The organism is Marinobacter sp. M-5, assembly GCF_032911545.1.
Lineage (GTDB): Bacteria > Pseudomonadota > Gammaproteobacteria > Pseudomonadales > Oleiphilaceae > Marinobacter > Marinobacter goseongensis.
This window is the reverse complement of sequence record NZ_JAWJEK010000003.1, coordinates 301001-324475: the sequence shown is the minus strand read 5'-3', so window position 1 is coordinate 324475 and position 23475 is coordinate 301001. Positions and strand designations below refer to the sequence as shown.

24 protein-coding genes are annotated in these 23475 nt (G+C 60.2%); 10 read left to right on the top strand and 14 right to left on the bottom strand.

Features of this window, described 5'->3' with window-relative positions; translation table 11 throughout:
* Positions 1-2: 2 nt before the first annotated feature.
* Positions 3-752, bottom strand: coding sequence for an START domain-containing protein (locus R0125_RS14630; protein ID WP_248184254.1), 750 nt, complete (start codon positions 750-752; stop codon positions 3-5).
* Positions 753-883: 131 nt separating this feature from the next.
* Between R0125_RS14630 and R0125_RS14625 the strand changes: the two genes are divergently transcribed.
* Positions 884-1897: a DUF2804 domain-containing protein gene (locus tag R0125_RS14625; RefSeq protein WP_317238661.1), complete on the top strand. Its 1014-nt coding sequence runs from the start codon at positions 884-886 to the stop codon at positions 1895-1897.
* A 22-nt stretch (positions 1898-1919) separates the two neighbouring features.
* On the opposite strand, the gene minE is transcribed toward R0125_RS14625, so the two are convergent.
* The 5 genes from minE to R0125_RS14600 form a co-directional block, all read right to left on the bottom strand.
* Positions 1920-2174, bottom strand: a complete 255-nt coding sequence (gene minE, locus R0125_RS14620; RefSeq protein WP_248184256.1) for a cell division topological specificity factor MinE — start codon at positions 2172-2174, stop codon at positions 1920-1922.
* Positions 2175-2177: 3 nt separating this feature from the next.
* Positions 2178-2990, bottom strand: coding sequence for a septum site-determining protein MinD (minD, locus tag R0125_RS14615; protein ID WP_248184259.1), 813 nt, complete (start codon positions 2988-2990; stop codon positions 2178-2180).
* Positions 2991-3056: 66 nt separating this feature from the next.
* Positions 3057-3830 (bottom strand): septum site-determining protein MinC, encoded by a 774-nt coding sequence (gene minC / locus R0125_RS14610; protein WP_317238660.1) that lies wholly within the window; start codon positions 3828-3830, stop codon positions 3057-3059.
* Positions 3827-4216, bottom strand: a complete 390-nt coding sequence (locus R0125_RS14605; RefSeq protein WP_317238659.1) for a HopJ type III effector protein — start codon at positions 4214-4216, stop codon at positions 3827-3829. Before R0125_RS14605 ends, minC begins: the two co-directional genes overlap by 4 nt.
* A complete protein-coding gene (locus R0125_RS14600) occupies positions 4216-4494 on the bottom strand; it encodes a DUF1244 domain-containing protein (RefSeq protein ID WP_248184266.1) in 279 nt (92 codons plus the stop codon). The genes R0125_RS14605 and R0125_RS14600 overlap by 1 nt, the downstream gene beginning before the upstream one ends.
* A gap of 102 nt (positions 4495-4596) precedes the next feature.
* Between R0125_RS14600 and dinB the strand changes: the two genes are divergently transcribed.
* Positions 4597-5661, top strand: a complete 1065-nt coding sequence (dinB, locus tag R0125_RS14595) for a DNA polymerase IV (RefSeq protein WP_317238658.1) — start codon at positions 4597-4599, stop codon at positions 5659-5661.
* Positions 5662-5667: 6 nt separating this feature from the next.
* Here the strand turns inward: dinB and R0125_RS14590 are convergent, their stop codons facing one another.
* Both R0125_RS14590 and R0125_RS14585 read right to left on the bottom strand, forming a co-directional pair.
* Complete coding sequence (locus tag R0125_RS14590) at positions 5668-6240, bottom strand: phosphatase PAP2 family protein (protein WP_317238657.1); 573 nt, start codon at positions 6238-6240, stop codon at positions 5668-5670.
* A complete protein-coding gene (locus R0125_RS14585) occupies positions 6206-7453 on the bottom strand; it encodes a glycosyltransferase family 1 protein (protein ID WP_317238656.1) in 1248 nt (415 codons plus the stop codon). Before R0125_RS14585 ends, R0125_RS14590 begins: the two co-directional genes overlap by 35 nt.
* A gap of 87 nt (positions 7454-7540) precedes the next feature.
* Between R0125_RS14585 and R0125_RS14580 the strand changes: the two genes are divergently transcribed.
* The 4 genes from R0125_RS14580 to R0125_RS14565 all read left to right on the top strand — a co-directional run bounded on the left by R0125_RS14580 (position 7541) and on the right by R0125_RS14565 (position 11908).
* Positions 7541-8578, top strand: coding sequence for an NADP(H)-dependent aldo-keto reductase (locus R0125_RS14580; protein ID WP_317238655.1), 1038 nt, complete (start codon positions 7541-7543; stop codon positions 8576-8578).
* 255 nt (positions 8579-8833) lie between these two features.
* Positions 8834-9148, top strand: a complete 315-nt coding sequence (locus R0125_RS14575; RefSeq protein ID WP_248182417.1) for a hypothetical protein — start codon at positions 8834-8836, stop codon at positions 9146-9148.
* 91 nt (positions 9149-9239) lie between these two features.
* Positions 9240-11450, top strand: a complete 2211-nt coding sequence (locus R0125_RS14570; protein WP_317238654.1) for an acetyl-CoA hydrolase/transferase C-terminal domain-containing protein — start codon at positions 9240-9242, stop codon at positions 11448-11450.
* Positions 11450-11908, top strand: a complete 459-nt coding sequence (locus R0125_RS14565; protein WP_248182421.1) for a peptidylprolyl isomerase — start codon at positions 11450-11452, stop codon at positions 11906-11908. The genes R0125_RS14570 and R0125_RS14565 overlap by 1 nt, the downstream gene beginning before the upstream one ends.
* On the opposite strand, the gene R0125_RS14560 is transcribed toward R0125_RS14565, so the two are convergent.
* Both R0125_RS14560 and R0125_RS14555 read right to left on the bottom strand, forming a co-directional pair.
* Positions 11826-12671 (bottom strand): lysophospholipid acyltransferase family protein, encoded by an 846-nt coding sequence (locus tag R0125_RS14560; protein WP_248182423.1) that lies wholly within the window; start codon positions 12669-12671, stop codon positions 11826-11828. The two genes, R0125_RS14565 and R0125_RS14560, sit on opposite strands and share 83 nt — an antisense overlap.
* 32 nt (positions 12672-12703) lie before the next feature.
* Positions 12704-13462 (bottom strand): GNAT family N-acetyltransferase, encoded by a 759-nt coding sequence (locus R0125_RS14555; protein ID WP_248182424.1) that lies wholly within the window; start codon positions 13460-13462, stop codon positions 12704-12706.
* Between the two features lie 248 nt (positions 13463-13710).
* Here R0125_RS14555 and R0125_RS14550 point away from each other — a divergent pair, with 248 nt between their 5' ends.
* From R0125_RS14550 to glpK, 3 genes are all read left to right on the top strand, one after another.
* Positions 13711-14448, top strand: a complete 738-nt coding sequence (locus tag R0125_RS14550; RefSeq protein ID WP_248182426.1) for a response regulator — start codon at positions 13711-13713, stop codon at positions 14446-14448.
* A gap of 70 nt (positions 14449-14518) precedes the next feature.
* Complete coding sequence (locus tag R0125_RS14545; RefSeq protein WP_248182427.1) at positions 14519-16102, top strand: ATP-binding protein; 1584 nt, start codon at positions 14519-14521, stop codon at positions 16100-16102.
* A 254-nt stretch (positions 16103-16356) separates the two neighbouring features.
* Entirely contained in the window at positions 16357-17838 is a 1482-nt protein-coding gene (gene glpK, locus R0125_RS14540; RefSeq protein WP_248182430.1) for a glycerol kinase GlpK, read from the top strand.
* An 8-nt stretch (positions 17839-17846) separates the two neighbouring features.
* Here the strand turns inward: glpK and R0125_RS14535 are convergent, their stop codons facing one another.
* Both R0125_RS14535 and argF read right to left on the bottom strand, forming a co-directional pair.
* Positions 17847-18920, bottom strand: coding sequence for an ABC transporter ATP-binding protein (locus tag R0125_RS14535; protein WP_248182433.1), 1074 nt, complete (start codon positions 18918-18920; stop codon positions 17847-17849).
* Positions 18921-18924: 4 nt separating this feature from the next.
* Positions 18925-19839, bottom strand: coding sequence for an ornithine carbamoyltransferase (gene argF, locus R0125_RS14530; RefSeq protein ID WP_317238653.1), 915 nt, complete (start codon positions 19837-19839; stop codon positions 18925-18927).
* Between the two features lie 284 nt (positions 19840-20123).
* Between argF and grxD the strand changes: the two genes are divergently transcribed.
* The gene (gene grxD, locus R0125_RS14525; RefSeq protein WP_248182435.1) at positions 20124-20450 is read left to right on the top strand and encodes a Grx4 family monothiol glutaredoxin; all 327 of its coding nucleotides are present in this window, start codon (positions 20124-20126) and stop codon (positions 20448-20450) included.
* A 1-nt stretch (position 20451) separates the two neighbouring features.
* On the opposite strand, the gene R0125_RS14520 is transcribed toward grxD, so the two are convergent.
* Together R0125_RS14520 and R0125_RS14515 are read right to left on the bottom strand one after the other, a co-directional pair.
* The gene (locus R0125_RS14520; protein WP_317238652.1) at positions 20452-21201 is read right to left on the bottom strand and encodes an energy transducer TonB; all 750 of its coding nucleotides are present in this window, start codon (positions 21199-21201) and stop codon (positions 20452-20454) included.
* A gap of 37 nt (positions 21202-21238) precedes the next feature.
* Positions 21239-23458, bottom strand: a complete 2220-nt coding sequence (locus R0125_RS14515) for a DUF1631 domain-containing protein (RefSeq protein WP_317238651.1) — start codon at positions 23456-23458, stop codon at positions 21239-21241.
* Positions 23459-23475 lie beyond the last annotated feature (17 nt).

Here is a 23475-nt window from a genome sequence, read left to right as displayed (position 1 = left end):
GGCTAGTCATCCCCCGATTGCTTCGGGGGGGCCACGCCGGTTAACTCGCCGTTGTCGTCATACACCAGGGAGAAGCCCTGATAGCGCTCCTTGCGGGTCACCCGCTCCAGTTGTTCCATCGAGCGCACGGGAATGTCCACCAGCAGGCTATTGACCAGCCATCCGGGAATGGCACCATTGGGGTCGGTGTGCTGCACCCAGACCATGCGGGTCTTGTCGTTTTCCGGAACAAACCGATACAGGGTGTCGGAGCGGTCCACGCGAACATGGCCGTCTACCTCATCCCGGCGATCGGGAATGGCATTGAGGTCCATGACGATTTCACCACTGGCCTGATTACCGTGGGTGCGGATGCGCAGGACGTAATCCCGATCGGTCACCGGCCAGGGCATGTTGTTCACGGAGTAAGCGTAGCGGTCATGAAAGTCGCCATCCCCGAAGGCCCCGGATTCCGTGCAGTTGTGCACCCACTCCACGCAGGATTCGGGGTTCACCATTACTGCCATCAGGTTTTCGATGGGTGTGTCCATCACGGCCTCAGCTTTGAATGCCTCGAAGCTGGAGTCGCTCTGCTCGATGGTGTAAACGCGGATGTTGTCGGTTTCTTTGCGCAGGGTCCAGCCGTCGGCATCCTCCGCGGGCAGGTCAGCCCGCACTGCCGCCGGTGCAACAACGCAGAGGGTCATGCCGGTAAGCAGCGCGCCAAAGCGGGTGGCCCAGCCCGAATTGCCTTGGGCTCTCAGGTTACGCATAGAGTACACTTCCTTGAAGAGGGTGCCCTGAGTCTATCATGGGCATTTACAGGGGCGTGCTGCCGGATCCAGGGTTTGTGAACTGGGTAGCTGCCTGTAAATCCACGGCTTGAAATTGGCCTGAATTGACGATGAAAACGACCGAAACCAAGTTGATTGATGACCGGGGGCGTGTCCGCACGGGGGTGTTCGCCGAGCCGGTGGATCACATCAATTACCGGGATTACGATTTGCGCACCACCATGGACAAGCCGCGCTCGGGGCTGGCCCGGCGCTGGCGCTTCAATCAGTTCCAGTTTGTCAGTGTGATGTCCGACAACTGGCTGTTTGGTCTCGCCATTGTGGATCTCAAGCTGGTCAGCACCGGGTTTTTCTATCTCTACGACTTTGAAACCGGCGACATGTTCGAGCAATCCCTGACCCAGCCCCTTGCCCGGGGCACGGTCATGGCGCCATATCCGGAGCGGGGTGAGGCCGGTTTCGCCGCCAGGGGCACGAGTCTGCGCATCCTGCCATATGTGGGTGGGCGCAACATCCGTGTTTCCGCCGGTGACACCGTGCAAGCCGACATTGAACTTAACGGCGACCATGACCCTCTCAGGCTTGCCAGTCCGGCCGGTTATAGCGGTTGGGTGTTCACCCGCAAGTCTGCCGGGTTGTTGGCCAGTGGCCAGATACGCTGGGGCGACCGTATCTGGCGCTGCGACGAGCGTACTCGCGGCACTGTCGACTGGAGTTGCGGGTTCATGCGCCGTGAAACCGCCTGGAACTGGGCGTGCCTTGCCGGCTGTCTGGCTGACGGCACACCGGTGGGGTTGAATCTGGCCACCGGGGTGAACGAATCGGGCATGACCGAGAACGCCCTGTGGCTGAACGGTGAATGCATCAAGCTGGATTTTGCCCGTTTCGAGTTCGACCGTTATGACCCCACGGCCACCTGGCGGGTTGCGACCAGCGATGGCCGGGTGGATCTGCGATTTGTGCCCTCCGGTGTCCGCAAGGAACGGCTGAATGCCTGGGTGCTGGCGTCCAACTTTCGCCAGTATGCCGGTACGTTCGAAGGGGTTTTGGTGGACAACAGTGGCAAAAAAATCCCCGTAGCCGGGCTACGGGGATTGATGGAGGACCATTTCGCCCGCTGGTAGCCAGCGGGTGAGATGAGGGTGGTCAGCTCTCCGGCAGCGTGACGTTCAGTTCCAGCACCGAACAGCTGTCGTTGCGGTCTACTTCCACCTGGACCATGTCATCACTGATCTGCACGTATTTTCGAATGACCGCCAGCAGCTCCTGCTGCAACTGGGGCAGGTAGTCCGGCTGGTCACGCTGGCCCCGCTCATGGGCGACAATGATCTGCAGGCGTTCTTTGGCAACGCTGGCGGTGTTGTTGCTTTTCTTGCTCTTGAAGTAATCGAGGAGCCTCATTCCTTAGTCCCCCTTGAACATCCGTGAGAAGAAACCTTTCTTCTGGGCGCTCATGAAGCGGTGTTCCCGCTCCTCACCCAGCAGGCGTGCAACCGCGTCATCGTAGGCCTGGCCGGCGTCGCTTTCGGCTTCCAGAATCACCGGCAGCCCCTGGTTCGAGGCGTTCAGCACGATCTGGCTTTCCGGGATCACGCCCAGCAGCGGAATGGCGAGGATCTCTTCCACGTCAGCCACCGACAGCATTTCGCCTTTCTCCACCCGTGACGGGTTGTAGCGGGTCAGCAGCAGATTTTCTTTGACCGGGTCCTGGCCCATCTCCGCGCGCCGGGATTTGCTCTGCAGAATGCCCAGGATGCGGTCGGAGTCCCGCACCGAGGAGACTTCGGGGTTAGTGACCACGATGGCCTCGTCGGCATAGTACAGTGCCATCAGAGCGCCATGCTCGATGCCAGCGGGCGAGTCACAGACGATGTAGTCGAACGTTTCCGACAGTTCATTGATGACTTTTTCGACGCCTTCCCGGGTCAGTGCCTCTTTCTCACGGGTCTGGGACGCCGGCAGAATGTAGAGGGTGTCCACGCGTTTGTCGCGGATCAGCGCCTGGTTGAGAGAGGCTTCGCCCTGGATGACGTTGACGAAGTCATACACCACCCGGCGCTCGCAGTTCATGATGAGATCAAGGTTGCGCAGGCCCACGTCAAAATCGATAACCACGGTTTTATGGCCGCGCTTGGCCAGACCCGTGCTGATTGAAGCGCTGGTGGTAGTTTTGCCTACGCCACCCTTTCCTGAGGTAACGACAATGATTCTAGCCAAGGTTACATTCCTGTTTCGCAGTGGATTCGTCGTTTATGCCGAAAACATCCGGTCGTTATAGTGTGATCAGGCCCGTTCCAGTGGTGTAACCACCAGCAGATCATCCCTGAGCTGGATCTGTACGGCAGTTTTCCAGCCGTGATCCTGAAGATCCTCGGAGATTTTATAGTGTCCGGCGATGGACACAAGCTCCGCCTCCAGTGAGTGACAGAAAACCCGCGCTGACTGTGCACCGTGAATGCCTGCCAGAGCACGGCCTCGCAGCGGACCATAGACGTGGATATTACCCGCCGCCAACACTTCGGCACCAGCCTGAACCGGGGCCAGAATGATCAGATCGCCTTCCGGGGCGTAAACCTGCTGGCCCGAGCGCACCGGCTGGCTGATGATGCGGGCGGGTGCCGGCTCGGCAGGCGCCGCTGCAACCGGGGCGGCGACTTCGGACTCGGTGGGTTCGTTGGCGGCGGTGGCGTTGCTGTCCGCAGTGTCCACCTGACGGTCTCTCTGGCTGCCGCCGGGCAGCAGAGCCAGTGCTGCGCCCCGCGCCATCCGGCGCTGGTCGTCATTGCCACCTCGCACGCCGATCACATGGATGTTGTGGCGGCGGCAGGTACCAATGATCTTGAAGAAGTCCAGCTCGCTGCTCAGGCCCTCGTACTTTTCCAGGCTGATGATCAGCGGGATGTCTTTGAAGAACCCCGGGGCCTGGCTGATCTTGTCCCGCAGGGTGTCCTCGAATTCGTCGTTCTCGAAATAATAGAGCTCCAGGGCTGTCATGGACACGCTGGCGCTTTTCAGTTGAAAGCAGTGTTGTACCCCTGAGGTGGCGGTATCGCTCATGAATGGTTCTCTTCCTTGGGATCGTTCCGGGCGCCGGCAGGATGTGCGCGAAGGGGAGCGCCTTCAAAGCGGATGCCGGACCAACCGGTGCTGATGAACTGGCGAATGTTACCATGACTGTCGCCGGTGGGGTCGTTCAGTACCTGTTGGTAATGTTGCGAGAACAGGCTCAGGGTATCGGCCTCATTCAGGTTGCAATACTGCCCGAGGGCAAATACCCGGCACGAACCGGCGTTTTCGCCCGCTGCGTTAAACAGCGGCCCGTTGTGAAAGCCGACCGGCTGATAGTCGAAATGGCGCTCGATCAGGGCCAGGGTATCGTCGAAATCGGCATGGCCCGCCGCCAGTGACGCCAGGTGAATCCTCACCGCCTCGTTTGCGTTCATTATTTGTGGTCCTGTTTGGGGCCTTTCTGATACAGCGCTTTCCACTCTTCATAGGGCATGCCGTAAATCAGCTCGCGGGCCTGAGGATCGGACAGTTCAAAACCCCGCTCCTCAGCCTCGGCCCGATACCACTTGGACAGGCAGTTACGACAGAATCCGGCCAGGTTCATCAGGTCGAGGTTCTGCACCTCGGTGTGATCGCGCAGGTGATTAACCAGGCGGCGGAAGGCGGCGGCCTCGATTTCGGTCTGGGATGGTTCGGGGATAGGATGTGTCATAGTCACTCGCTCGTTGGCTTCGGAGATCCTGACATTCTCGGCATGTTACCGTAAGATACAAGGCTGTATATATGTACAGATTGTGGACCCGAGTTGTTGCCAATGCGCCAGCGCAAGATCATACATGTGGATTGCGACTGCTTTTACGCTGCCGTGGAGATGCGGGACGACCCCTCGCTGAGGGAGGTTCCCCTCGCTGTGGGTGGCGAGGGCGGTCGCGGGGTGGTGACCACGTGCAATTACCGGGCCCGGGCATTCGGTGTGCGTTCCGCCATGCCCGGCGGTGAGGCGCGCCGGCTCTGCCCCGGCCTGGTTACCGTGCCACCGGACATGGCACGGTACCGGGCTGTGTCGCAACAGGTCATGGCCATTCTGCGGGAGCTGACCGACCTGGTTGAGCCCTTGTCGCTCGACGAGGCGTTTCTGGATGTCAGCGATGTCGCCGATCATCAGGGCAGCGCTACCCTGATGGCACGGTACCTGCGCCGGCGGGTGCGGGAGGAAGTCGGTATCACCATTTCTGCCGGTGTGGCCCCCAATAAATTTTTGGCGAAGATCGCCAGCGACTGGGAAAAACCGGACGGCCTGTTCGTGATTCGCCCTCAGGATGTGGATGGCTTTGTGGCCCAGCTGCCGGTGGAAAAGCTGTTCGGCGTGGGGCAGGTCACGGCGGGCAAGCTGCACGGTCTGGGGGTGGCGACCTGTGGCGACCTGCAGGCCATTGGCGCGGACGTGTTGATGGACCGTTTTGGCAAGCAGGGTTACCGGTTGCACGAGATGGCGTTCGGTCGGGATGAGCGCCCGGTGGTGGTGTCCCGCATCGCCAAGTCCCTGAGCGTGGAGCGCACCTTCTCCCAGGACCTGCCGGACAAGGCCGCCTGTGAAACGGTGATGGCGTCGCTGGTGGCGGATCTGAATCTGCGGCTGGGTCGCAAGGCCCGCAACAAGCCGATTCACAAGCTGTTCATCAAGATTCGCTACAGCGACTTTTCCACCCACACGCTGGAGCGGGTGAGGGAGCAGGTGCAGCAGCCCGCCATGGAAGACTTCCGCCCTTTGCTGGACGAACTGGTCACAGACACCGAGCGGCCGGTAAGGTTGCTGGGACTGGGGGTGAGGTTCCGCAACGATGAGTCCCCAATCACCCAATTAAGGCTTTTTGACTGAATCAGGTCAGTGGGCAAACAGGGCGAGGACAGCGGGTGCGAATCCGGCCACCGCCAGTGCCCCAAGACACCCGCCGATGAGCGCGCCGGCTGCCACATCACTGGGGTAGTGCAGGCCAAGAATAACCCGTGATGCCGCAACACTGAGGGTGAACGGCAAGACCAGCCAGAACAGGCCTGGTGCCATCAGTGCCAGCAAGGTGGTGAAGCACACCGCGTGCAGGGTGTGGCCTGATGGAAAACTGTACCGGTCCAGAGGCGGTGTACCGCAGTTGATGGTCGGGAATGAGATGAAAGGGCGCTCGCGGATCAGCCAGCGTTTGAGCAGTTTGTAAGTGATGGTACAGATCAGTCCCGTGGCCACCATCAGCAATGCCATGGCCAGCCCGTCGTCGGGGCGGAGCACGGGCATGGCGAGGATCAGCGCGTACCATAACCAGCCGTCACCCAGGCGGCTGACCAGCTGGAAATACCCCTGCACCGGCCGGAATCTCAGGCTACGGTTGATCGCCTGGCACAGCGCGTATTCACGCTGATCGATTAGGTTAAAGAAGCGAGACGCTCTGGTTGTCGATGGCATGGCAGTTGGCCTTTGTTGGCTGATTGAATACCAGTTGTTCGAACTGCTCGATCTGGCTGGCCCAGTTCAGTTCCAGGGCGTCCAGACGGGCCTGGGCGCGAATACGATTCAGCAATGTGGGCTGGTCGGCCAGGCGCAGTGCGTTGTCCACGAACGCTTCGTCGTCGTGCAGTGGAGCCTTCATGCCGTTCACCTCCTGGCGGATGTGTTCGCTGGCGGCAGCGTCGTCGAAGGCCACCACACCAAGACCGCTGGCCATGGCTTCGGTCACCACATTGCCGAAGGTGTCGGTTTTGCTGGGGAACAGAAAGATGTCCCCTGAGGCGTAGTGGCGTGCCAGATCCTCGCCCCGACGGGTGCCGCAGAACACGTAATCCGGGTGGCGTGCGGTGAGCTGCTTGCGCAGCGGACCATCACCCACCAGGATGAATTTCGCCTGGGGGTGCAGGCTGCGGATGCGCTCGAAACAGGCGGCGGCCATCTGAAGATTTTTTTCTGATGCCAGCCGGCCGACGTAGAGCACCGCCCGGTCATTGCCCTTGAGGCCCCATTGCTCGCGTAGGGCGTCGTCCCGTTTGTGAGGGGTGAAGCGGTGGCAGTCGACGCCCCGGCTCCAGAGGCCGGTGGGCTTAATGCCCATGCCACTGACTACTTGTTGCATTTTCTGCGTTGGCACCAGGGTAATGGCGGTACGATTGTGGAACCACCGACCGTAGGCGCACAGCAGTTTTTCCAACCAACCGGCACCGTAGTAGCGGCTGTAGGCGTGAAAGTTGGTGTGAAAGCCCGAACTCACGGGAATGCCCAGGCGTCGGGCGGCGGTGACAGCCGCCACGCCGAGCGGGCCCTGGGTTGCCACATACAGGGCGTCCGGTCGTTGCCGCCGCCAGCGCCGGGTCAGCGAGCCGGCGCTGGCAAGCCCGAAGCGAAGATCCGGGTAGCCGGGCAGTGGCAAGCCGCTGACCACCTGTTCGGCGGAAAACAGCTGGTCACCAACCTGGGCGCACGCTCCTTTGCGTTCGTGGCGCTGGCGCGGGCGGATGACGGTGACCTGATGCCCTCGCTGCAGCAACCCCTGGCAGAGGTGTCTCAAGGTGTTCGCCACGCCGTTGATTTCCGGAGGAAAGGTTTCCGAAACGATGGTAATGTGGCTGTTCCGCCTGACGGCTGTGGGTGCTGTGGTCACGGTGCTTCCTGTGTGTCCCTGAGTCATGCTTCCACTATGGGAAGTCCTTGTGACAGTTCTGCGACAGCCCCATGACAATCTGTTTACCTTTTGATCAGTTCAACCGGAGATCCCATGGAAAAGCGCAAGCTCGGACACAGCGATATCGATGTCAGCCTGATCTGCCTCGGCACCATGACCTGGGGGGAGCAAAATACGGAGCAGGAAGCTTTCCAGCAATTGGACATGGCTATCGATCATGGCGTGAACTTTATTGATGCTGCAGAGATGTATCCGGTGCCACCGCGGGCAGAAACCCAGGGTCTGACCGAACAATATCTGGGCAACTGGCTGGCAAAGCGGGGGTGTCGGAGCGATCTGGTCATCGCCTCCAAGGTGGCAGGACCCGGCAACGGCTTGTCCTACCTGCGCAACGGTCCGCGCCTGACTCGTGATCACATTCGCCAGGCCTGTGAGCAGAGCCTGAGACGGCTGCAAACGGACTACATCGATCTTTACCAGGTGCACTGGCCGGACCGGAGCACCAATTTTTTTGGCCAGCTGAGTTACGCGCACGATCCCGACGAACAGTCAACGCCGATTGAAGAGACCCTGGCGGCTCTGGATGAGCTGGTCAGGGAAGGCAAGGTGCGGCACATCGGGCTCTCCAACGAGACCCCGTGGGGTTCCATGGAATACTTCAGGCTGTCTCGGGAGAAAGGCTGGCCGCGCCCGGTGAGCATCCAGAATCCCTACAATCTGCTCAACCGCTCCTACGAGGTGGGCATGGCCGAGGTCTCCCACCGCGAGCAGGCGGGCTTGCTGGCCTACTCGCCGCTCGCCTTCGGCATGTTGACCGGAAAGTATCTGGACGGCCAGCGGCCGGCGAAAGGCCGGCTGACGCTATACGAGCGTTTCAGCCGTTACAGTGGCGGGCAGGGTGAGGCGGCAACCCGGGCCTATGCCGAACTTGCCCGCGAGCTCGGGTTATCGCCGGCTCAGCTGGCATTGGCATGGGTGAACAGCCGGGCGTTCGTCACCAGCAACATCATTGGTGCGACCACGCTGCCGCAACTGGAGGAGAATATCGGCTCGGTTGGTGTCAGCCTCGGTACGGATGCGATCCATGCAATTGAGACCATTCATTGCGACTTCACGTTCCCCTGCCCATGACGTGAAAATCGGTCGCAGACGTGTTGCCGCGTCAGCCGTTGGCGACTGGTGCGGCGGTGGCGCAGGCTTCGGTTGCCCGGGTGCATAACACAGTGAAACAAAGGGAACTATTTGTTGACAAAAATGCGCCGCTCCGGTGACAAAAAGTCGACTTTATTGTGTGCAGATTCACATCTTTCCGTTCGTCAATCATTAGACTTAAGCCTTACTCGAACGTAGAATTTCGCGCAAATAATAAAGGTCGTCAGAAGTCTCATGATTATCCGAATTTTCGTCGCGCTACTTGCTCTCAACATGGTTGCCTTTGTCGTCCGCGCCGAAGCCGGCGAGCTTGTCATCGATGAAGCGCCGTCCGAAAACGTATACCAGCTCCAGGAGCAGATGGCGGGCGACTTCGATAACGAAGACGCCCGGGAAGCCTTCGCTGAAATCGGCTCTCGCCTGCTGAGTCTTGGTCTGGTCCGTTCCTATCAGGGCAAGAAACGCTACGCTTCCGATCCCGCCCGCCCCGACCACGGTGTGGCCCTGCTTGATGAAGGTGCCGCGCTGAACCTCAAGTGGAATTTCTGACCCCGGCCTGATCTGGCGCATTGCCTGTCGTGACCCGTCATGTGATCATCCCCTCCGGAACCCTCATTGAAGGTTAAAAAGGAGTAAGGATATGGCCGCAGATGCGCCGCTTCGCCTGAGTGATACCCAAGCCTGTGTGGACGCCGTCATAGAGCGGGTCGGCAAGAGCATCACTCTCGGGTTGCCCCTGGGGCTTGGTAAGCCGGTTCGCTTCGTGAATGCGTTGTACCAGCGTGCCAAAGACGATCCCACCATCAACCTTCACATTGTGACCGCGCTGTCCCTGCTTGCTCCATTGGGTGCCTCCTCTCTCGAAAAGCGCTTCATGGGGCCGTTCACCGAGCGACTTTATGGCCGGATTCCCGAGTTGACCTACGCCCGGGATGTCAGTGCCAACCGGTTGCCCGACAACGTCAAGGTGTCTGAGTTTTTCTTCAAGGCAGGCTCCTACCTGAATAATACCGAACAGCAACGCAACTACGTCTGCACCAACTACACCCATGCGGTGCGGGATCTGATGGCCCTGGGTGTCAACGTCGTTGGCCAGATGGTGTCGCCCGGTGCCGAGCATGGCCAGCCCGGCCAGGTCAGCCTCAGCTCGAACCCGGATTTGTCGCTGGACCTGCTGCCACTGATGCGCCAGCGTGAGGCGGAGGGCACCCCCGTGGCGATGGTAGCGGAACTCAACGGGCAGATGCCGTTCATGGGCCAGCATGCGGCGATTGCGGATCAGCGATTTGATATTGTGCTGGAGCATCGGGCGTCGGATTACCCGTTATTCTCGGCACCGCAGATGGCTATCAGCCCTGAGGATCACCTGATCGGATTTTACGCCAGCGCTCTGCTCAAAGACGGTGGCACCCTGCAGGTGGGGATCGGCTCGCTGGGCGCGGCACTGGTTCACAGCACGATCCTGCGGCACAGGCACAACGCGAGCTGGAAATCGGTGTTCAATCACCTCAATGTGGCGGAAAACTTCCCGCTGGTGACCACCGAGGGTGGTGCGGAGCCGTTCAGTAAAGGACTGTACGGCTGCAGTGAGATGATGGTTGACGGCTTCTACTACCTGTTGGAAGCGGGCGTACTGACCCGGGAGGTCTATGATCACGCCGGCTTGCAGGGGTTGATCAACCGGGGCGAGATTACCCAACGTGTCACCCTGGATACCCTCGATGTGCTGCACCGCGAGAAACTGATTGACTCGCCATTGCGGGCCCGGGACGTGCGCTGGCTGAGTCGTCTGGGTATCTTCAAGGCCGATGTGGAATTCAAGGGTGGTCGTCTGACGGTGGGCGAGCAATCCCTCGACACGGATCTGGCCAACGACGAATCCAGGGAGGCCATTCGGGTGCTGGCGCTGGGCGATCGGCTGACCGGTGGCATCGTCATGCACGGCGGTTTCTATGTCGGGCCGGAAAAATTCTATCAGGCGTTGCGGGAACTCCCTGCGAAGGATCGCGACCGTATCTGCATGACCAGTGTGAATTACATCAATCACCTCTACGATCATGAATTCGGCAACCAGCGCCTGAAAGCTGCCCAGCGGGTGCACGGCCGGTTTATCAACTCGGCCATGATGTATACCCTCAGCGGCGCCGCCGTTTCCGACGGCCTGGACGACGGCCGCGTGGTCAGTGGCGTCGGTGGGCAATACAACTTCGTTGCCATGGCCCATGAGCTGCCGGGCGCACGATCCATCCTGACTCTCCGCAGTCGTCGCGTGTCCGGCGGTAAGGCGGTGTCGAATATTGTGTTCAATTACGGCCACTGCACGATCCCCCGACACCTGCGGGACATTGTCATCACCGAATACGGCATCGCGGACCTCCGCGGCCAGCCCGACGAACAGGTGTACCTGCGGCTGATTCGTATCGCCGATTCCCGCTTCCAGCCGGAGCTGCTGGAGCAGGCCAAGAAGGCGGGCAAGGTATCCCGGGATTTCAGGCTGCCGGCCCACTGGTGCAACAATACTCCGGAAGCCGTGCGCGAAGCCCTCGGGGCGGCCGGTGATCGCGATGCGTTCCCGGCATTTCCTTTCGGTTGTGACTTTACCGATGAGGAGCTGACCTTGGGCAAGGCCCTCAAGGCCCTGAAGACCGCAACCGCAACCCGGCGTGGTAAACTGTCTACCCTGTGGCAGGCACTCCGCGAGAAAGACGAGGAGGGTCGATACGCTTCGTTTCTGGAGCGGATGGGCTTGACCCGTCCCGGTGGTCTGAAAGCAAAGCTTGATCAGCGGTTGGTGATCCACGGCCTGCGCAAAACTGACACCCAACCGGATACAGGAAACCAGGAAACCTGATGCAAAAACCAGACGTGTTTACCGTCCATTATGTCCTGAAGAACAAGATCGGCGAACTGGTCGATACCTCGGAGGGCAGCGAGCCGCTGCATTTCCTGTATGGCAGCCCGGCGATCATTGCCGGCATTCAGGAAGCGGTAAAGGACCGTAACGTGGGGGACTGCCTGGAGGTCACCGTGCCGCCGTCCATGGCATACGGAGAACACAACCCCGAACTGATTCGCAAGGTACCCCGTTCGATGTTCGAAGGCATCGAGGATTTGCAAGTGGGTATGAAGTTCCAGACCAATACCGGTGACACTGCCTCGGTTGTCCAGGTGGTGGGCATGGATGGCAACCTGGTGAAGGTGGATGCCAACCACCCGCTGGCCGGTTTCACGCTTTACTTCGATCTGGAGATCGTCGGTAAGCGCGAAGCCACCGAGGACGAAGTCGCTCAGGGCCGGCCGTTGTATTGAGCCTGCTGTCCTGTTCCTGATAGATCTGTTGCACGCCCTGTGCAACCGTGTCCCTCAGCTCTGCTGCCAGATCGTTCCACGCCAGGTCGGCGTAAACCGTCCGTGGTGGATGAAATCTCACCGTCACGTCCACCGCCGGTCGCCTCAACAGCCGGGGCAGGTGTTGCTGGAACTCGTCCTCGCCGATAAACGGCACCAAGTGATCCGGTTGGCCGTTGCGCGTGTAGGCAATGCTGATGGGCTGGATGTCCACCCCGGCGTCGGCGGCGGCGTGCAGCAGTCGGCTATGGAAGGGCAGCACGGTAAGGCCGCTGGTGGTGGTACCCTCAGGGAACACCAGGACCGACTGCCCGGCGGCCAGTGCTGACGCGATGTCTGTCCGCGCCGCGCCTGCGCGACCACCACCCCGGACGATGAACAGAGTGCCCGCCTGGCTTGCAAGCCAGCCAATGATGGGCCATGTTCCCACCTCGGCCTTGGACAGGAAGCGCAAAGGCACGCGACCTCCGAGTATGGGTATGTCTGACCAGGAAACGTGGTTACTCACATACAGCACCGTCGCGTCTGCCGGTTCGCCCTCCACCTTCAGGCGGAAGCCCAGGCAGCGAGTGGCACCGTCAAAACAGAAACGGGCAATAGGGGCGCGATTGAGGCGGCGGCGAGACACGGCCTCAGTCAGCAGGCACACCGTTGCGATCAGGCCGGTGGCCACAAGAAAGCCGGAAAACAGTGTCAGCCGCCATCCGAGACGAAGTGTGCTCATCTTCAGGTCCTCTGCTCAGCGTGTTTCCGGAGTCAGACCCGGCCCAGGAAATGCCGGCTGTATCGTGCTGCCAACCGGCTTACCTCCAGCACCACCAGCACATCGGCGCAGCGGAAATCCGGGTCCCAGCAGGGCGCGCCGCAGACCCGTGCGCCCAGTCGCATGTACGCCTTGATCAGTGCCGGCACGTCAACCGGCTTATCGCCAGAGACCGGGTGGGCCAGGTGGGGCAGTTCCCGCAGCGGCGTGACGCGAAAGGCCTCATCGGCCATGAATTCGCGTTGCAGGTAACGGGCGATATTCCATGCTTTGGCACCGCCGTCGGCCATGCTGATGCTGGCACAGCCAATCAGGTATCTGACGTTGTGCTTCACCATGTATTCGGCCAGTGATGCCCACAGTAAGGTTATGGTGGCGCCGTTGCGGTATGCCGGATGGACACAGGTGCGCCCCAGTTCGGCGACATTTCCCTCCAGCTGGTGGAAGGCGCCGAGCTCGAATTCACCCTCTGAGTAGAAGCCGCCGGCGGCCGGCATCTTTTCCTGATGGAGAATCCGTGTGGTGGCCACCAGTTCACCGGTGGTCTCGTCTGTTACGACCAGATGGTCGCAGTGACGGTCGAAACTGTCCGCGTCGATGCCGGGAATGTCGGCGCCGAGGTCCGAGCCATATTCCTCGGAAAACACCCGGTAGCGCAGGCGCTGTGCCGCCTCGACGGTTGCCGGGTGGTTGGTGATGCCGGCTTTCAGCTTGCGGGCCGGGCGCGTTACTGGAACGGAGTGTGCACTCATGAGCTCGTCTCATTGTTGCCGTTTACAGACAAGGCTATGAACCCGGTGTGACAGGGGAATGACTCTGCGGTGACGACTCTGTGACAGTGAGCTCCCCGGAATCGGGATTCGGAACTGTGTCACAGGCTGTAACGGAATGACGGTTCCATGTATATTTCTGAATAGCATGTATAATTGCTGTAACAGCAGGTTGCCTGTATTGTCAGAGGCGGAATGCTTCTTCTGAAACCGGAATAACAAAACCAGAGATGGACGGCGTGGAACAAACAAACGAAAGTTGGCGAATTCTCATTGTAGAGGATGATGAACGGCTGGCGGAACTGACGCGGGAATATCTGGAGAGCAACGGTCTGACCGTGTCTCTGGAAACTCACGGCGGTCATGCAGTCGAGCGCATTCGCAACGAGCAGCCTGACCTGGTTGTTCTTGACCTCATGCTTCCCGGAGAGGATGGATTATCGATTTGTCGTCGGGTAAGGCCGTTTTACCAGGGGCCCATCATCATGCTGACCGCTCGCACCGATGACCTGGACCAGGTGCTCGGCCTGGAGATGGGCGCGGATGATTACATCGGCAAGCCGGTCAAGCCGCGGGTGCTCCTGGCCCGCATCCGTGCCATGCTTCGGCGTATCACCGAAGGATCCCAGGGCGATGGGGATGCTGCCAACGGCGAGGAACCCGTCCGATTGCAGTTCAACGATCTGGTGGTGGACCGGTCGATGCGGGAAGCCTGGCTGAACGATCAGAGTATCGATCTCACCAGTGCGGAATTCGATCTGCTCTGGCTGCTGGCCAGCAATGCCGGGCGCGTGCTCAGCCGCGAGGAAATCTTCACTGCCTTGCGCGGCATCGAGTACGACGGGCAGGACCGCTCCATTGATGTCCGTGTGTCTCGCATCCGTCCCAAGATCGGTGACGATCCGATTCATCCCCGGCGCATCAAGACGGTTCGCAGCAAAGGCTACCTGTTTGTGAAAGAAGCCTGAACCATCAGCCTCTGGCGCTGGCTTTCCTGCGATGAAGGTAGGGCCAGCGTTCGTTGCCAGGGTTAGTGCAATGCCCTTCAAGTTCTTCCTCAAGCTGTACCTTCGCCTGATCGGCCTGACCTTTCTGGTTATGCTGCTCTGTGCCGCCCTGTTCACCGGCATCAATTCGGTGCGGGAGCAATTCTGGAGCGAGCGGTATCCGGAACCACTGATGCGCTGGCTGGCCTCTGCGCCCGCACCCGAGCAACATTATCACTGGCTCACCTCCCTCTACGATTTTCGCGTTTCTTCACCGGAAGACCTTGCTCTGTCCCCGGTCGTGCGGGAGCGCCTGGGGTACGGTCAGGTGGTGGCGCGGAATTCGGCCATCGGACACCAGCTCCTGATTCAGCGGACGGACGGCGCCATTCTGGACATCCGGTTTCGTGATACCTACCGGGACGTCGCGGAAGCCACGGCGCTGATAGCCCGCTGGCATCTTGATGACGCGGAAAGGTTAGGTGAGGGTGGTCAGGAGCCGGCCCGGGTGCAACTGGAGGCGTCACTGGGCGTGTCGCTGGAGATGGTGCAGGACCCGGATACCGTTCCGGACGCTGAAGTGTTGAATCGTGTCTCGGAGCGTGGGTTGTCGTTGTACCAGCAGGATGCGGGAGACAGCGCCAGTGTGCTGATCCGGCTCAATGACGGATCCCTGGTAAAACTGACGATGCCGGAGCCTTTCCGGAGCTGGGCGTGGCCGGTTGTGCTGCTGCTCCTGGTGGTGAGTGGCGGCGTGCTGGCGTTAGCGCTCTACCTGGCGCTGCGAGAGGTGGACAGTAACCTGCGGGCGGTGGAGTCGGTGGCGGTACGCATTGCCCGGGGGGAAATGGGCGCAAGGGTAGAAGCGGGCGACAGCAAGCTGGTCACCCGACTGGCCGCGGCTTTTAACGGTATGGCGGAACATATCCAGCGGCTGGTGGGCGTGCAGCGGGAAATGATCCACGCGGTTTCCCATGAGTTGAGAACGCCGGTGGCCCGAATCCGCTTCGGTGTCCAGATGATCGAAAGCGCGACCACCCCGGAAGCCCTGCAGAAACAACTCGATGGCATTGACGGCGATATCCAGGAGCTCGACGAGCTGATCGACGAGATACTGACCTATGCCCGGCTGGAGCAGGGGGGGCCGGTGTTTGCCCTGCAGGAGACCTCGGTCACGGATATCGTTCGGCAGGTCATGGGTGAGCAGCAACTGGTGCGCCCCGAGCTGGAGTTTACAGCCCATATCGACAGTGAATCGGAACGCTGGGGGTTGTCTGATGTGGAGCCCCGCTACATACACCGGGCTATCCAGAATCTGGTGGGCAATGCGGGCCGCTACGCCAACACCCGGGTGGTGGTGAACTGCCAGTTCGACGAGGACAATTGCCGCGTTGATGTGGAAGATGATGGCCCAGGCATTCCGGAAGAGGACTGGGAGAAAGTGTTCACGGCGTTTGCCAGGCTGGATGACAGCCGCACCCGTACATCGGGTGGCTATGGCCTTGGCTTGTCGATCGTCAGGCGGATTCTGTACTGGCATGGTGGGCAAGCCTTTGTCAGTCGCAGTGAGACTCTCGGCGGTGCCCGCTTCAGTCTGGTGTGGCCCCGTAAAAAACCGGAAGACGCCATAGTGTGAACCAGTGCTCACTACCTCACCTGATGTAACAATCGACATACACAACCGCAACTGAATGCCTCAGTGGGGTTGAGCATAATTTAAAGCGTAAGGGATGACTTTTGAGGTTGTAGTTCTTACGAACTTTCCTTGTTTCATTCGTCATTTGAGGGCCGGTTTTTCCGGCCCTTTTTTTATGCTTTTTTGCAGTCCATCCAGACCCCCAACATTCTCCGCTGTTAGAATCACAAAAAAACAACGGAGTTTTCACCATCATGCCCGATTTCATCCTCGCCATAGACCAGGGAACCACCAGCTCCCGCGCCATCGTATTCGATGGGAGTGGGAACAGCGTGGCGGTCGCCCAGCAGGAATTTCACCAATATTTCCCCCGTGACGGCTGGGTGGAGCATGATGCCGTTGAAATCTGGGAGAGCACGCTGGCGGTCTGCCGTGAGGCCCTGGAAGAAGCGCAGGTCGATGCGGCTCGTCTGGCCGGCATCGGTATCACCAACCAGCGTGAGACCACGGTGATCTGGGACAGGGCCTCCGGTGCGCCCATCCACCACGCCATCGTCTGGCAGGATCGCCGTACCGCTTCGGTGTGCACCAAGCTGAAGACCGATGGCCACGAAGACGCGGTGGTCGAGCGCACCGGCCTGCTGATCGACCCCTATTTCTCCGCCACCAAGATCGCCTGGATACTGGACAACACGGACGGCGCGAGAGCCCGGGCGGAAGCCGGCGAGCTTGCGTTCGGCACGATTGACAGCTGGCTGTTGTGGAATCTCACCGGCGGTCAGTCTCATTTGACCGACGCCACCAACGCTTCCCGCACGGCGCTATTCAATATCCACCAGCAGCAGTGGGACGACGAGCTCCTGGCCCTGTTCAGGGTGCCGAGGGCGCTGCTTCCCGACGTCATGGACTGTGCCGCTGATTTTGGTTATACCGATGCTCAATGGTTGGGGGCGCCTGTGCCGGTGGCCGGTATTGCCGGTGACCAGCACGCGGCGCTGATTGGTCAGGCCTGTTTCGAGCCGGGTATGGCAAAAAGCACCTACGGCACCGGCTGCTTTCTGATGCTCAATACCGGAGATCAGGCACTGCGGTCGGAAAACCGGCTGCTGACCACCATGGCCTATCGCCTGAAAGGTAAACCCTGTTACGCCATGGAAGGCAGTATTTTCGTGGCGGGGGCCGCAATGCAGTGGTTACGGGACGGTTTGCGGCTGATCCGGCACGCCAGCGAATCCACCGCCCATGCCGAGAAGGTTGGCGTGGACAATCCGGTGTATCTGGTGCCGGCGTTCACCGGACTGGGTGCTCCGCACTGGGACCCCCACGCCCGCGGTGCCATCATGGGGCTGACCCGAGATACCGGGATAGCGGAAATCGTAACCGCCGGATTGCAGTCGGTGTGCTACCAGACTAAAGATCTGATTCGGGCCGTCCAGAATGATGGAGCGAGGCTGCAGGCCTTGAGGGTGGATGGCGGCATGGCAGTGAATGACTGGGTCATGCAGTTTCTGGCGGACATCGTGAACGTGACCGTTGACCGTCCCAGGGTGACGGAAACCACAGCATTGGGCGCAGCCTACCTGGCGGGCCTGCAAACCGGCGTGTTCCAGAGCCTGGAAGAGATCTCGGGATTGTGGGAGCGTGAGCGGCGCTTCACCCCGGACATGAAGCCGGCGCTGAGGGAGTCGTTATACGCCGGTTGGCTGGATGCGGTGGAGCGGGTCTGCAACAACTGAGCGTCGGCTCAGCCGGCGCGTTCGAAGGCGATCAGGTGGTCAGCTTCGACCCGCACCGGCACATGCTCACCAAGATGGAAATCCAGATGGCTGCGGAACAGGGCTTCAAACTCGGTGTCTTCCGAGCAGCGGAAACGGTACAGGGTTGAGGTGCCGGCAAAGGTTTTTTCCACCACCTTGGGCCTCAGGTCGGACTCTGCGTCAAACACAATGTCGTCCGGCCGTATCAGCACGTCTACCAGGGTGCCAGGTGTCCAGTTGTAGGCGCGGTTGCCGTGAATCGTTCCGAGCTCCGATTCGATGGTGTCCGGTCCCAGGGTCTTGCCCGGGATAAAGCCGCCCTGGCCCACAAAGCTGGCAACAAATCGGTTGGCGGGCTCGTGGTAGAGATTGTAGGGCACATCCCACTGCTGGATGCGGCCGTCCTTGAGCACCGCCACCTGGTCACACATGGCGAACGCTTCCTGCTGATCGTGGGTCACAAGAATGGCACTGATACCCAGGGTCTTGAGAATCTCCCGTACATCCAGGCTGAGCCGGCGGCGCAGATCTGTGTCCAGGTTGGAAAAAGGCTCATCCAGCAGGATCAGCGTTGGTTCGGGAGCCAGCGCCCGGGCCAGAGCGACCCGTTGTTGCTGACCACCGGACAGTTCGTGGGGGTAGTTGTCTGCCAGATCCTGCAGATGCACCAGGGTAAGCAGTTCCATCACTTTCTGCCGCCGTTCCTGACGGCTTTCCCTGTGCAGGCCGAAGCCCACGTTGTCAGCGATGGTCAGGTGGGGAAACAGCGCATAATCCTGAAACACCATGCCAATCCGCCGCTTTTCCGGCGCGAGGGTGCGTCCCGGCAGGCTGATCGACTGGGACTGCAGGCTGATTTCGCCACCATTGAGTGGCAGAAAGCCGGCCAGCGACCGCAATACCGTGCTTTTGCCACAACCACTGGGGCCCAGAAGACAACCGATATCCCCGTGGCTCAGGGCGAAGCTGACGTCCTTGATGACCGAGCCATCACCGTAGCCGCAGGACAGGTTGTTGACTTCCAGCAGCCAGTCAGTGGTTGGGGGCACGTGTGGGTTCATGGGATCAGTCCAGCTTATTGAGAATCAGGAACTCAAGCAGTGCCTTCTGGGCATGCAGGCGATTTTCGGCCTCGTCCCAGACCACAGAGCTGGGGTGCTCCATCATATCGACGGAAATCTCTTCGCCACGATGGGCCGGCAAACAATGCATGAACAAGGCGTCCTTGTCGGCCACGGCCAAAAGCCCGGGGTTGATCTGATAACCGCGGAAGGCTTTTTCGCGGGCTTTCTGTTCGTCTTCCTGCCCCATGGACGCCCAGACATCGGTGACCAGAAGGTGTGCACCACGAGCCGCTTCGGCCGGATCACGAACGATCGTTACCCGGTCACCGTGCTCCTGCATCAGCGCGTCACTGGGCTCGTAGCCTTCGGGGCAGGCCACCCGAAGATTGAAGCCGAACTGCGTCGCCGCGTTGATGTAGGAGTGGCACATGTTGTTGCCGTCGCCTACCCAGGTCACGGTGGCGCCGCGAATACTGCCGCGATGCTCACGGTAGGTCTGCATGTCGGCCAGCAACTGGCAGGGATGGAAATCGTCTGTCAGGGCATTGATGACCGGAACCCGCGATGCGGCGGCAAACCGCTCCACGGTGTCATGGGCAAAGGTGCGGATCATGACGGCGTCGACCATGCTCGAGATCACCACGGCAGAATCCTCGATGGGTTCGCCACGGCCCAGTTGGGTGTCACGGGGTGACAGGAACAGGGCGGCACCGCCAAGCTGGGTCATGCCCGCTTCAAAGGAAACCCGGGTTCGGGTTGATGACTTTTCGAAAATCATGGCCAGAACCCGGTTTTTCAGGGTGTCCCGGGTGACGCCGCTACGCCACTCTATGCGCAGTTTGCTGGCATGATCCAGCAGGCTTTCCAGCTCGCCGGATGCCAAGTCGTTCAATGTCAGAAAGTGTCTTGCTGCCATGTTCTGGCCCTTTGTCATACGGAAAACCTGCCGCACCGAAAAAAAACAACGCCCCGGACTGCGGTATAACCGCACCGACGAGTGAGCGTGATGGGGGCTGTGCTGGCTGCCTGGAAAACAGGGGGTCAAGTCTAGCCCTTCGGGGGGGTTAAGACAACGGCGTCACTGCCGCGGCTTGCGACGGGTCAAGCCGGGAGTTTGGTGCGGTTGTTCTGCCCCGTGTACAATAGGGTTCAGGCACATTGCCGGCAGGCAATCCCGTTTCCAATCAGAGGTGAGTGTTCATGGACATTAACGAAACCATCAAGAGCCAACTTGAGGAAAACCCGGTCATTCTGTACATGAAGGGTACGCCCCAGGCTCCCCAGTGCGGTTTCTCCGCAAAGACTGTTCAGGCCCTGATGGCCTGCGGTGAGCGCTTTGCGTTTGTAAACATTCTGGACAACCAGGAGCTGCGGGAAGCCCTGAAGGTTTACTCCAGCTGGCCGACCTACCCGCAGCTGTACATCGGCGGTGAGCTGGTGGGCGGTTGCGACATTGTTCTGGAAATGTCCGAAAGCGGTGAACTCACCAAGTCCGTTCAGGACGCCGTCAAACAGGCAGAAGCCTGATCTACGGATTGGCCACACGCTCCGGGGAGAAAATCAGTTCGACCCGGAAGCGGCTCCGACCATCGTTTTCCGGTATCTCAGGATAGGGGCTGGCCGCAAGGGTCGCCCTGTACGTCTCTGCATCAATTTCCTCTACACCGCTCGAACGGGCCACGCGGGCCCGCGTGAGCGCCCCGCTCTTCAGTAACTGCAGCTCAATTTCCATGGCCACGGGTTGTGACAAGGCACGAATGCCGCGAATCTGGCGGCGCCTGAGTTCGCCGGCAATGCGGGTGGCCAGTTGCACGATGTAGGCGTCGGTTTCTTCTGGCGTTTCGGTGATCCGGTTAATGTCCGCGGTCGCTGTGTAAGGTCGGCTCTCGGCAGGTGCTCCTGCCGCAGCGGGTGCTGACTCTGCATCGGCCGGGGCCGATTGCGGTGATGCTGACGCAGCGGCTTTCGGGGGTGGCGCTGTTTTCCGGGCTGGCGTAATGGCCACCGGAATGGGGTCAAGTGGCGGGATCTGGAAATCCGGATTGCGGTCCTCTACCGGGCTTGCCGGCTGGCCCGCGCTGCTGGCGGTGGTTTGTCGGGCAGGTTGACTGCCCGGCACAACCAGTTCAAACGTGAGAGTCGAATCGATTCGTTCGGAGCTGTCGAACAGCAGGGGCAACGCAGAGAGAACAAGCGTGTGGAACAGCAGCGCCAGCGAAACGGCCAGCGCTATCCGATACTGCGCCGGAGGGCTTGCGGTGCTGCCAGAGTCCAGCATGAGCCGTCGGTTACTCCAGAGGGTGTTCGGAGCAAGGCTAGCCAGCCTTGCTCCGGAGGCTGCCGACCACGGCGTCCAGGGCGCGGTCAATCAGGGCTCCCTGTTCCAGCACGGTCAGGCGCCCGCGGCGCATTTCATGGGCAAGCTCTGTACGGCTTTTCTCGATAACCTTTAAACCCATCCGATTGACGAACACAAAGCAGTCCGCTTCGTCGATGATGGCCGAGAGCTTGCAGCGGAAGCTGGCACCGTTCACCAGATTGAACTCGACCCAATTGCCGATTTCAATGGCATCGATCTGGGTCACGAACTCCGCGATGACCGCCTCTTCCAGGAGTTGCTCACGTTCCACCGCGGTCTTGGGCGGGTTGTCAGCCGACTCTTCAGTTTCCGACTCATCCTCACGGGCTTCCACCAGCGCGTTGGCACGGAAGGCCTGGGTCAGTTCATGCTTGAGGTCTGCCATCATCTCGTCAAGTTTCGAGGAGTTGTAGGACACCTCTTCGAGCCCGGCGCGCAGCGATTTGATCAGCCCGGGAACCACACGGACCCATTGATCCCGCTCATCGTCCTCTTCATGGGGATGAAGGCACCAGATAAGATCGTCCACCAGCCGCACCGATTCCAGCCAACGGTGTTCCACATCGTCCCGCAGGTAGGCGAGAAACATTACTCGACTCCAGCCATTGACCAGTATGTTGCGAATGGACTCCGGCAGCCGGTAGCGTCCGACTTTCTGCTTCAGTACCTGGTCGACCATCTCCTGGGCTTTTTGGGATTTGATGCGGCCGCGCTCGGATTCCCGGGTTCTCTGTTCGACCAGCGAAGCCTTGCGATTCTCTCTCGCCAGATATTGCTCGAACTCTTCCCCGAGGGTTTCGAACAGCGTCACGTCGCCATCAAACTCATTGAGAATCCGTTGCACGATGGTGTGGATCTGGTCGTAAAGTTTGTCGCGGGTTTTTTCGTCGCTGTCACTCCAGCCAATGCCGGCACGAGCCAGGGAGTTGAGCAGGCGACGTGCCGGATGGGTGGCTCGGCTGAAAAAGCTCTTGTCTTTGATGACCACCTTGAGGACGGGGATCTGCAAGCGGCTGATCAGGACCTGAATCGGCGCCGAGAGGTTGTAATCGTCCAGAATGAATTCGAACAGCATGGACACAAGGTTGATGAGATCCTCGTCCATTTCATTCAGCGCCGGTGTCTTTCCATCCTTCGGTGCATTGTGCGCCAGCAACTGCTCCACCACCTGGCGCAGATCAACCGTCACCGGTTCGCCGGCGCTCAGATTCTCTCCGGCTTGCATGGTGGACTGTTGGGGTAGGGCGCTGAGCAAACCGAACAATTCGGGGCCTCCGATAACTTGGACGTTGGGGTCGGATGCCCGGGATGGCATGCCGGCGTTGGCACGTTGCAATGACAGCATCTGGCGGATCTGCTCGAAGATGCCGCTGTCGCCTCCGGAAGCTTCCGGCTCGGCCTGCACGGCCCGCTGTTCGGTCTTGGTGTCACCGCCGACCGAGGGTTCCGGGGGGCGGCTTTGCTGTTGCCCGGACTTACCGTGGTAGCGGAAATTGGGAATCACACCGGCCTGGATCAGAATCCGATTGGCTTCGTCCAGCAGCATGCCCAGGTTGGACACCACGTAGCGATCGAACTGTTTCAGCAGGATCAGCCGTTCACGGATCTGGATTTCCAGGGCCTGGATGACTTCAGTGAACGCACTGCACAGGTGTTCCGGCGCCATGGGGTTTACCGGGGACTCGTCACTGGCGCCCGGATACACGGTGCTGAACCGGGTCTGGAGCTGTAACAGGGGGCCCTGAAAATGCGCCTTGGCCTTGGTGATCATCGCATTGAGGGCAACCTGCTCCTCAAGATCGTCATTACCCACCAGCGCGAGATTATCCGCTGAGGGCTGGTTGGCCTGCTGGCCATCGTCAATGGAAACACTGCCGCTGCGGGGTGGGTTGGAAAAAATCTGGGCAACGGCATTCTGGAAGTGGCGTTCAACGCCCTTCCGCTTGATGCGGATTTCCCGCATCGCTTCAAAATACCGGTTCTGTTCATTGTTACTGCGGGCGTTGTTGGCCAGCTCGAACAACGAGTCATCCACCGCGTCAAATGCGCCTTGCAGCAGATCTCCCAGTCCCGCGACAACGGTGTCTCGGATACGGGTGACCTCGGCCGGGACAGGCTGGGAACTCCCTGCCTCCCTGTGCTCGCGGAGATAATGTATGCCGGACTGCTTATTCATGGCCGACTCCTGTGTGC

What these genes read in the sequence shown, in the direction of transcription:
- R0125_RS14630 (WP_248184254.1), bottom strand. Translation starts at nt 752, where the DNA reads ATGCGTAACCTGAGAGCCCAAGGCAATTCGGGCTGGGCCACCCGCTTT.
- R0125_RS14515 (WP_317238651.1), bottom strand. Translation starts at nt 23,458, where the DNA reads ATGAATAAGCAGTCCGGCATACATTATCTCCGCGAGCACAGGGAGGCA.
- R0125_RS14565 (WP_248182421.1), top strand. Translation starts at nt 11,450, where the DNA reads ATGCAAAAACCAGACGTGTTTACCGTCCATTATGTCCTGAAGAACAAG.
- minE (WP_248184256.1), bottom strand. Translation starts at nt 2,174, where the DNA reads ATGAGGCTCCTCGATTACTTCAAGAGCAAGAAAAGCAACAACACCGCC.
- R0125_RS14605 (WP_317238659.1), bottom strand. Translation starts at nt 4,216, where the DNA reads ATGAACGCAAACGAGGCGGTGAGGATTCACCTGGCGTCACTGGCGGCG.
- dinB (WP_317238658.1), top strand. Translation starts at nt 4,597, where the DNA reads ATGCGCCAGCGCAAGATCATACATGTGGATTGCGACTGCTTTTACGCT.
- R0125_RS14520 (WP_317238652.1), bottom strand. Translation starts at nt 21,201, where the DNA reads ATGCTGGACTCTGGCAGCACCGCAAGCCCTCCGGCGCAGTATCGGATA.
- R0125_RS14545 (WP_248182427.1), top strand. Translation starts at nt 14,519, where the DNA reads ATGCCCTTCAAGTTCTTCCTCAAGCTGTACCTTCGCCTGATCGGCCTG.
- R0125_RS14550 (WP_248182426.1), top strand. Translation starts at nt 13,711, where the DNA reads ATGGACGGCGTGGAACAAACAAACGAAAGTTGGCGAATTCTCATTGTA.
- R0125_RS14600 (WP_248184266.1), bottom strand. Translation starts at nt 4,494, where the DNA reads ATGACACATCCTATCCCCGAACCATCCCAGACCGAAATCGAGGCCGCC.
- argF (WP_317238653.1), bottom strand. Translation starts at nt 19,839, where the DNA reads ATGGCAGCAAGACACTTTCTGACATTGAACGACTTGGCATCCGGCGAG.
- R0125_RS14560 (WP_248182423.1), bottom strand. Translation starts at nt 12,671, where the DNA reads ATGAGCACACTTCGTCTCGGATGGCGGCTGACACTGTTTTCCGGCTTT.
- R0125_RS14580 (WP_317238655.1), top strand. Translation starts at nt 7,541, where the DNA reads ATGGAAAAGCGCAAGCTCGGACACAGCGATATCGATGTCAGCCTGATC.
- R0125_RS14590 (WP_317238657.1), bottom strand. Translation starts at nt 6,240, where the DNA reads ATGCCATCGACAACCAGAGCGTCTCGCTTCTTTAACCTAATCGATCAG.
- minC (WP_317238660.1), bottom strand. Translation starts at nt 3,830, where the DNA reads ATGAGCGATACCGCCACCTCAGGGGTACAACACTGCTTTCAACTGAAA.
- R0125_RS14575 (WP_248182417.1), top strand. Translation starts at nt 8,834, where the DNA reads ATGATTATCCGAATTTTCGTCGCGCTACTTGCTCTCAACATGGTTGCC.
- R0125_RS14625 (WP_317238661.1), top strand. Translation starts at nt 884, where the DNA reads ATGAAAACGACCGAAACCAAGTTGATTGATGACCGGGGGCGTGTCCGC.
- R0125_RS14585 (WP_317238656.1), bottom strand. Translation starts at nt 7,453, where the DNA reads ATGACTCAGGGACACACAGGAAGCACCGTGACCACAGCACCCACAGCC.
- R0125_RS14570 (WP_317238654.1), top strand. Translation starts at nt 9,240, where the DNA reads ATGGCCGCAGATGCGCCGCTTCGCCTGAGTGATACCCAAGCCTGTGTG.
- R0125_RS14535 (WP_248182433.1), bottom strand. Translation starts at nt 18,920, where the DNA reads ATGAACCCACACGTGCCCCCAACCACTGACTGGCTGCTGGAAGTCAAC.
- glpK (WP_248182430.1), top strand. Translation starts at nt 16,357, where the DNA reads ATGCCCGATTTCATCCTCGCCATAGACCAGGGAACCACCAGCTCCCGC.
- R0125_RS14555 (WP_248182424.1), bottom strand. Translation starts at nt 13,462, where the DNA reads ATGAGTGCACACTCCGTTCCAGTAACGCGCCCGGCCCGCAAGCTGAAA.
- grxD (WP_248182435.1), top strand. Translation starts at nt 20,124, where the DNA reads ATGGACATTAACGAAACCATCAAGAGCCAACTTGAGGAAAACCCGGTC.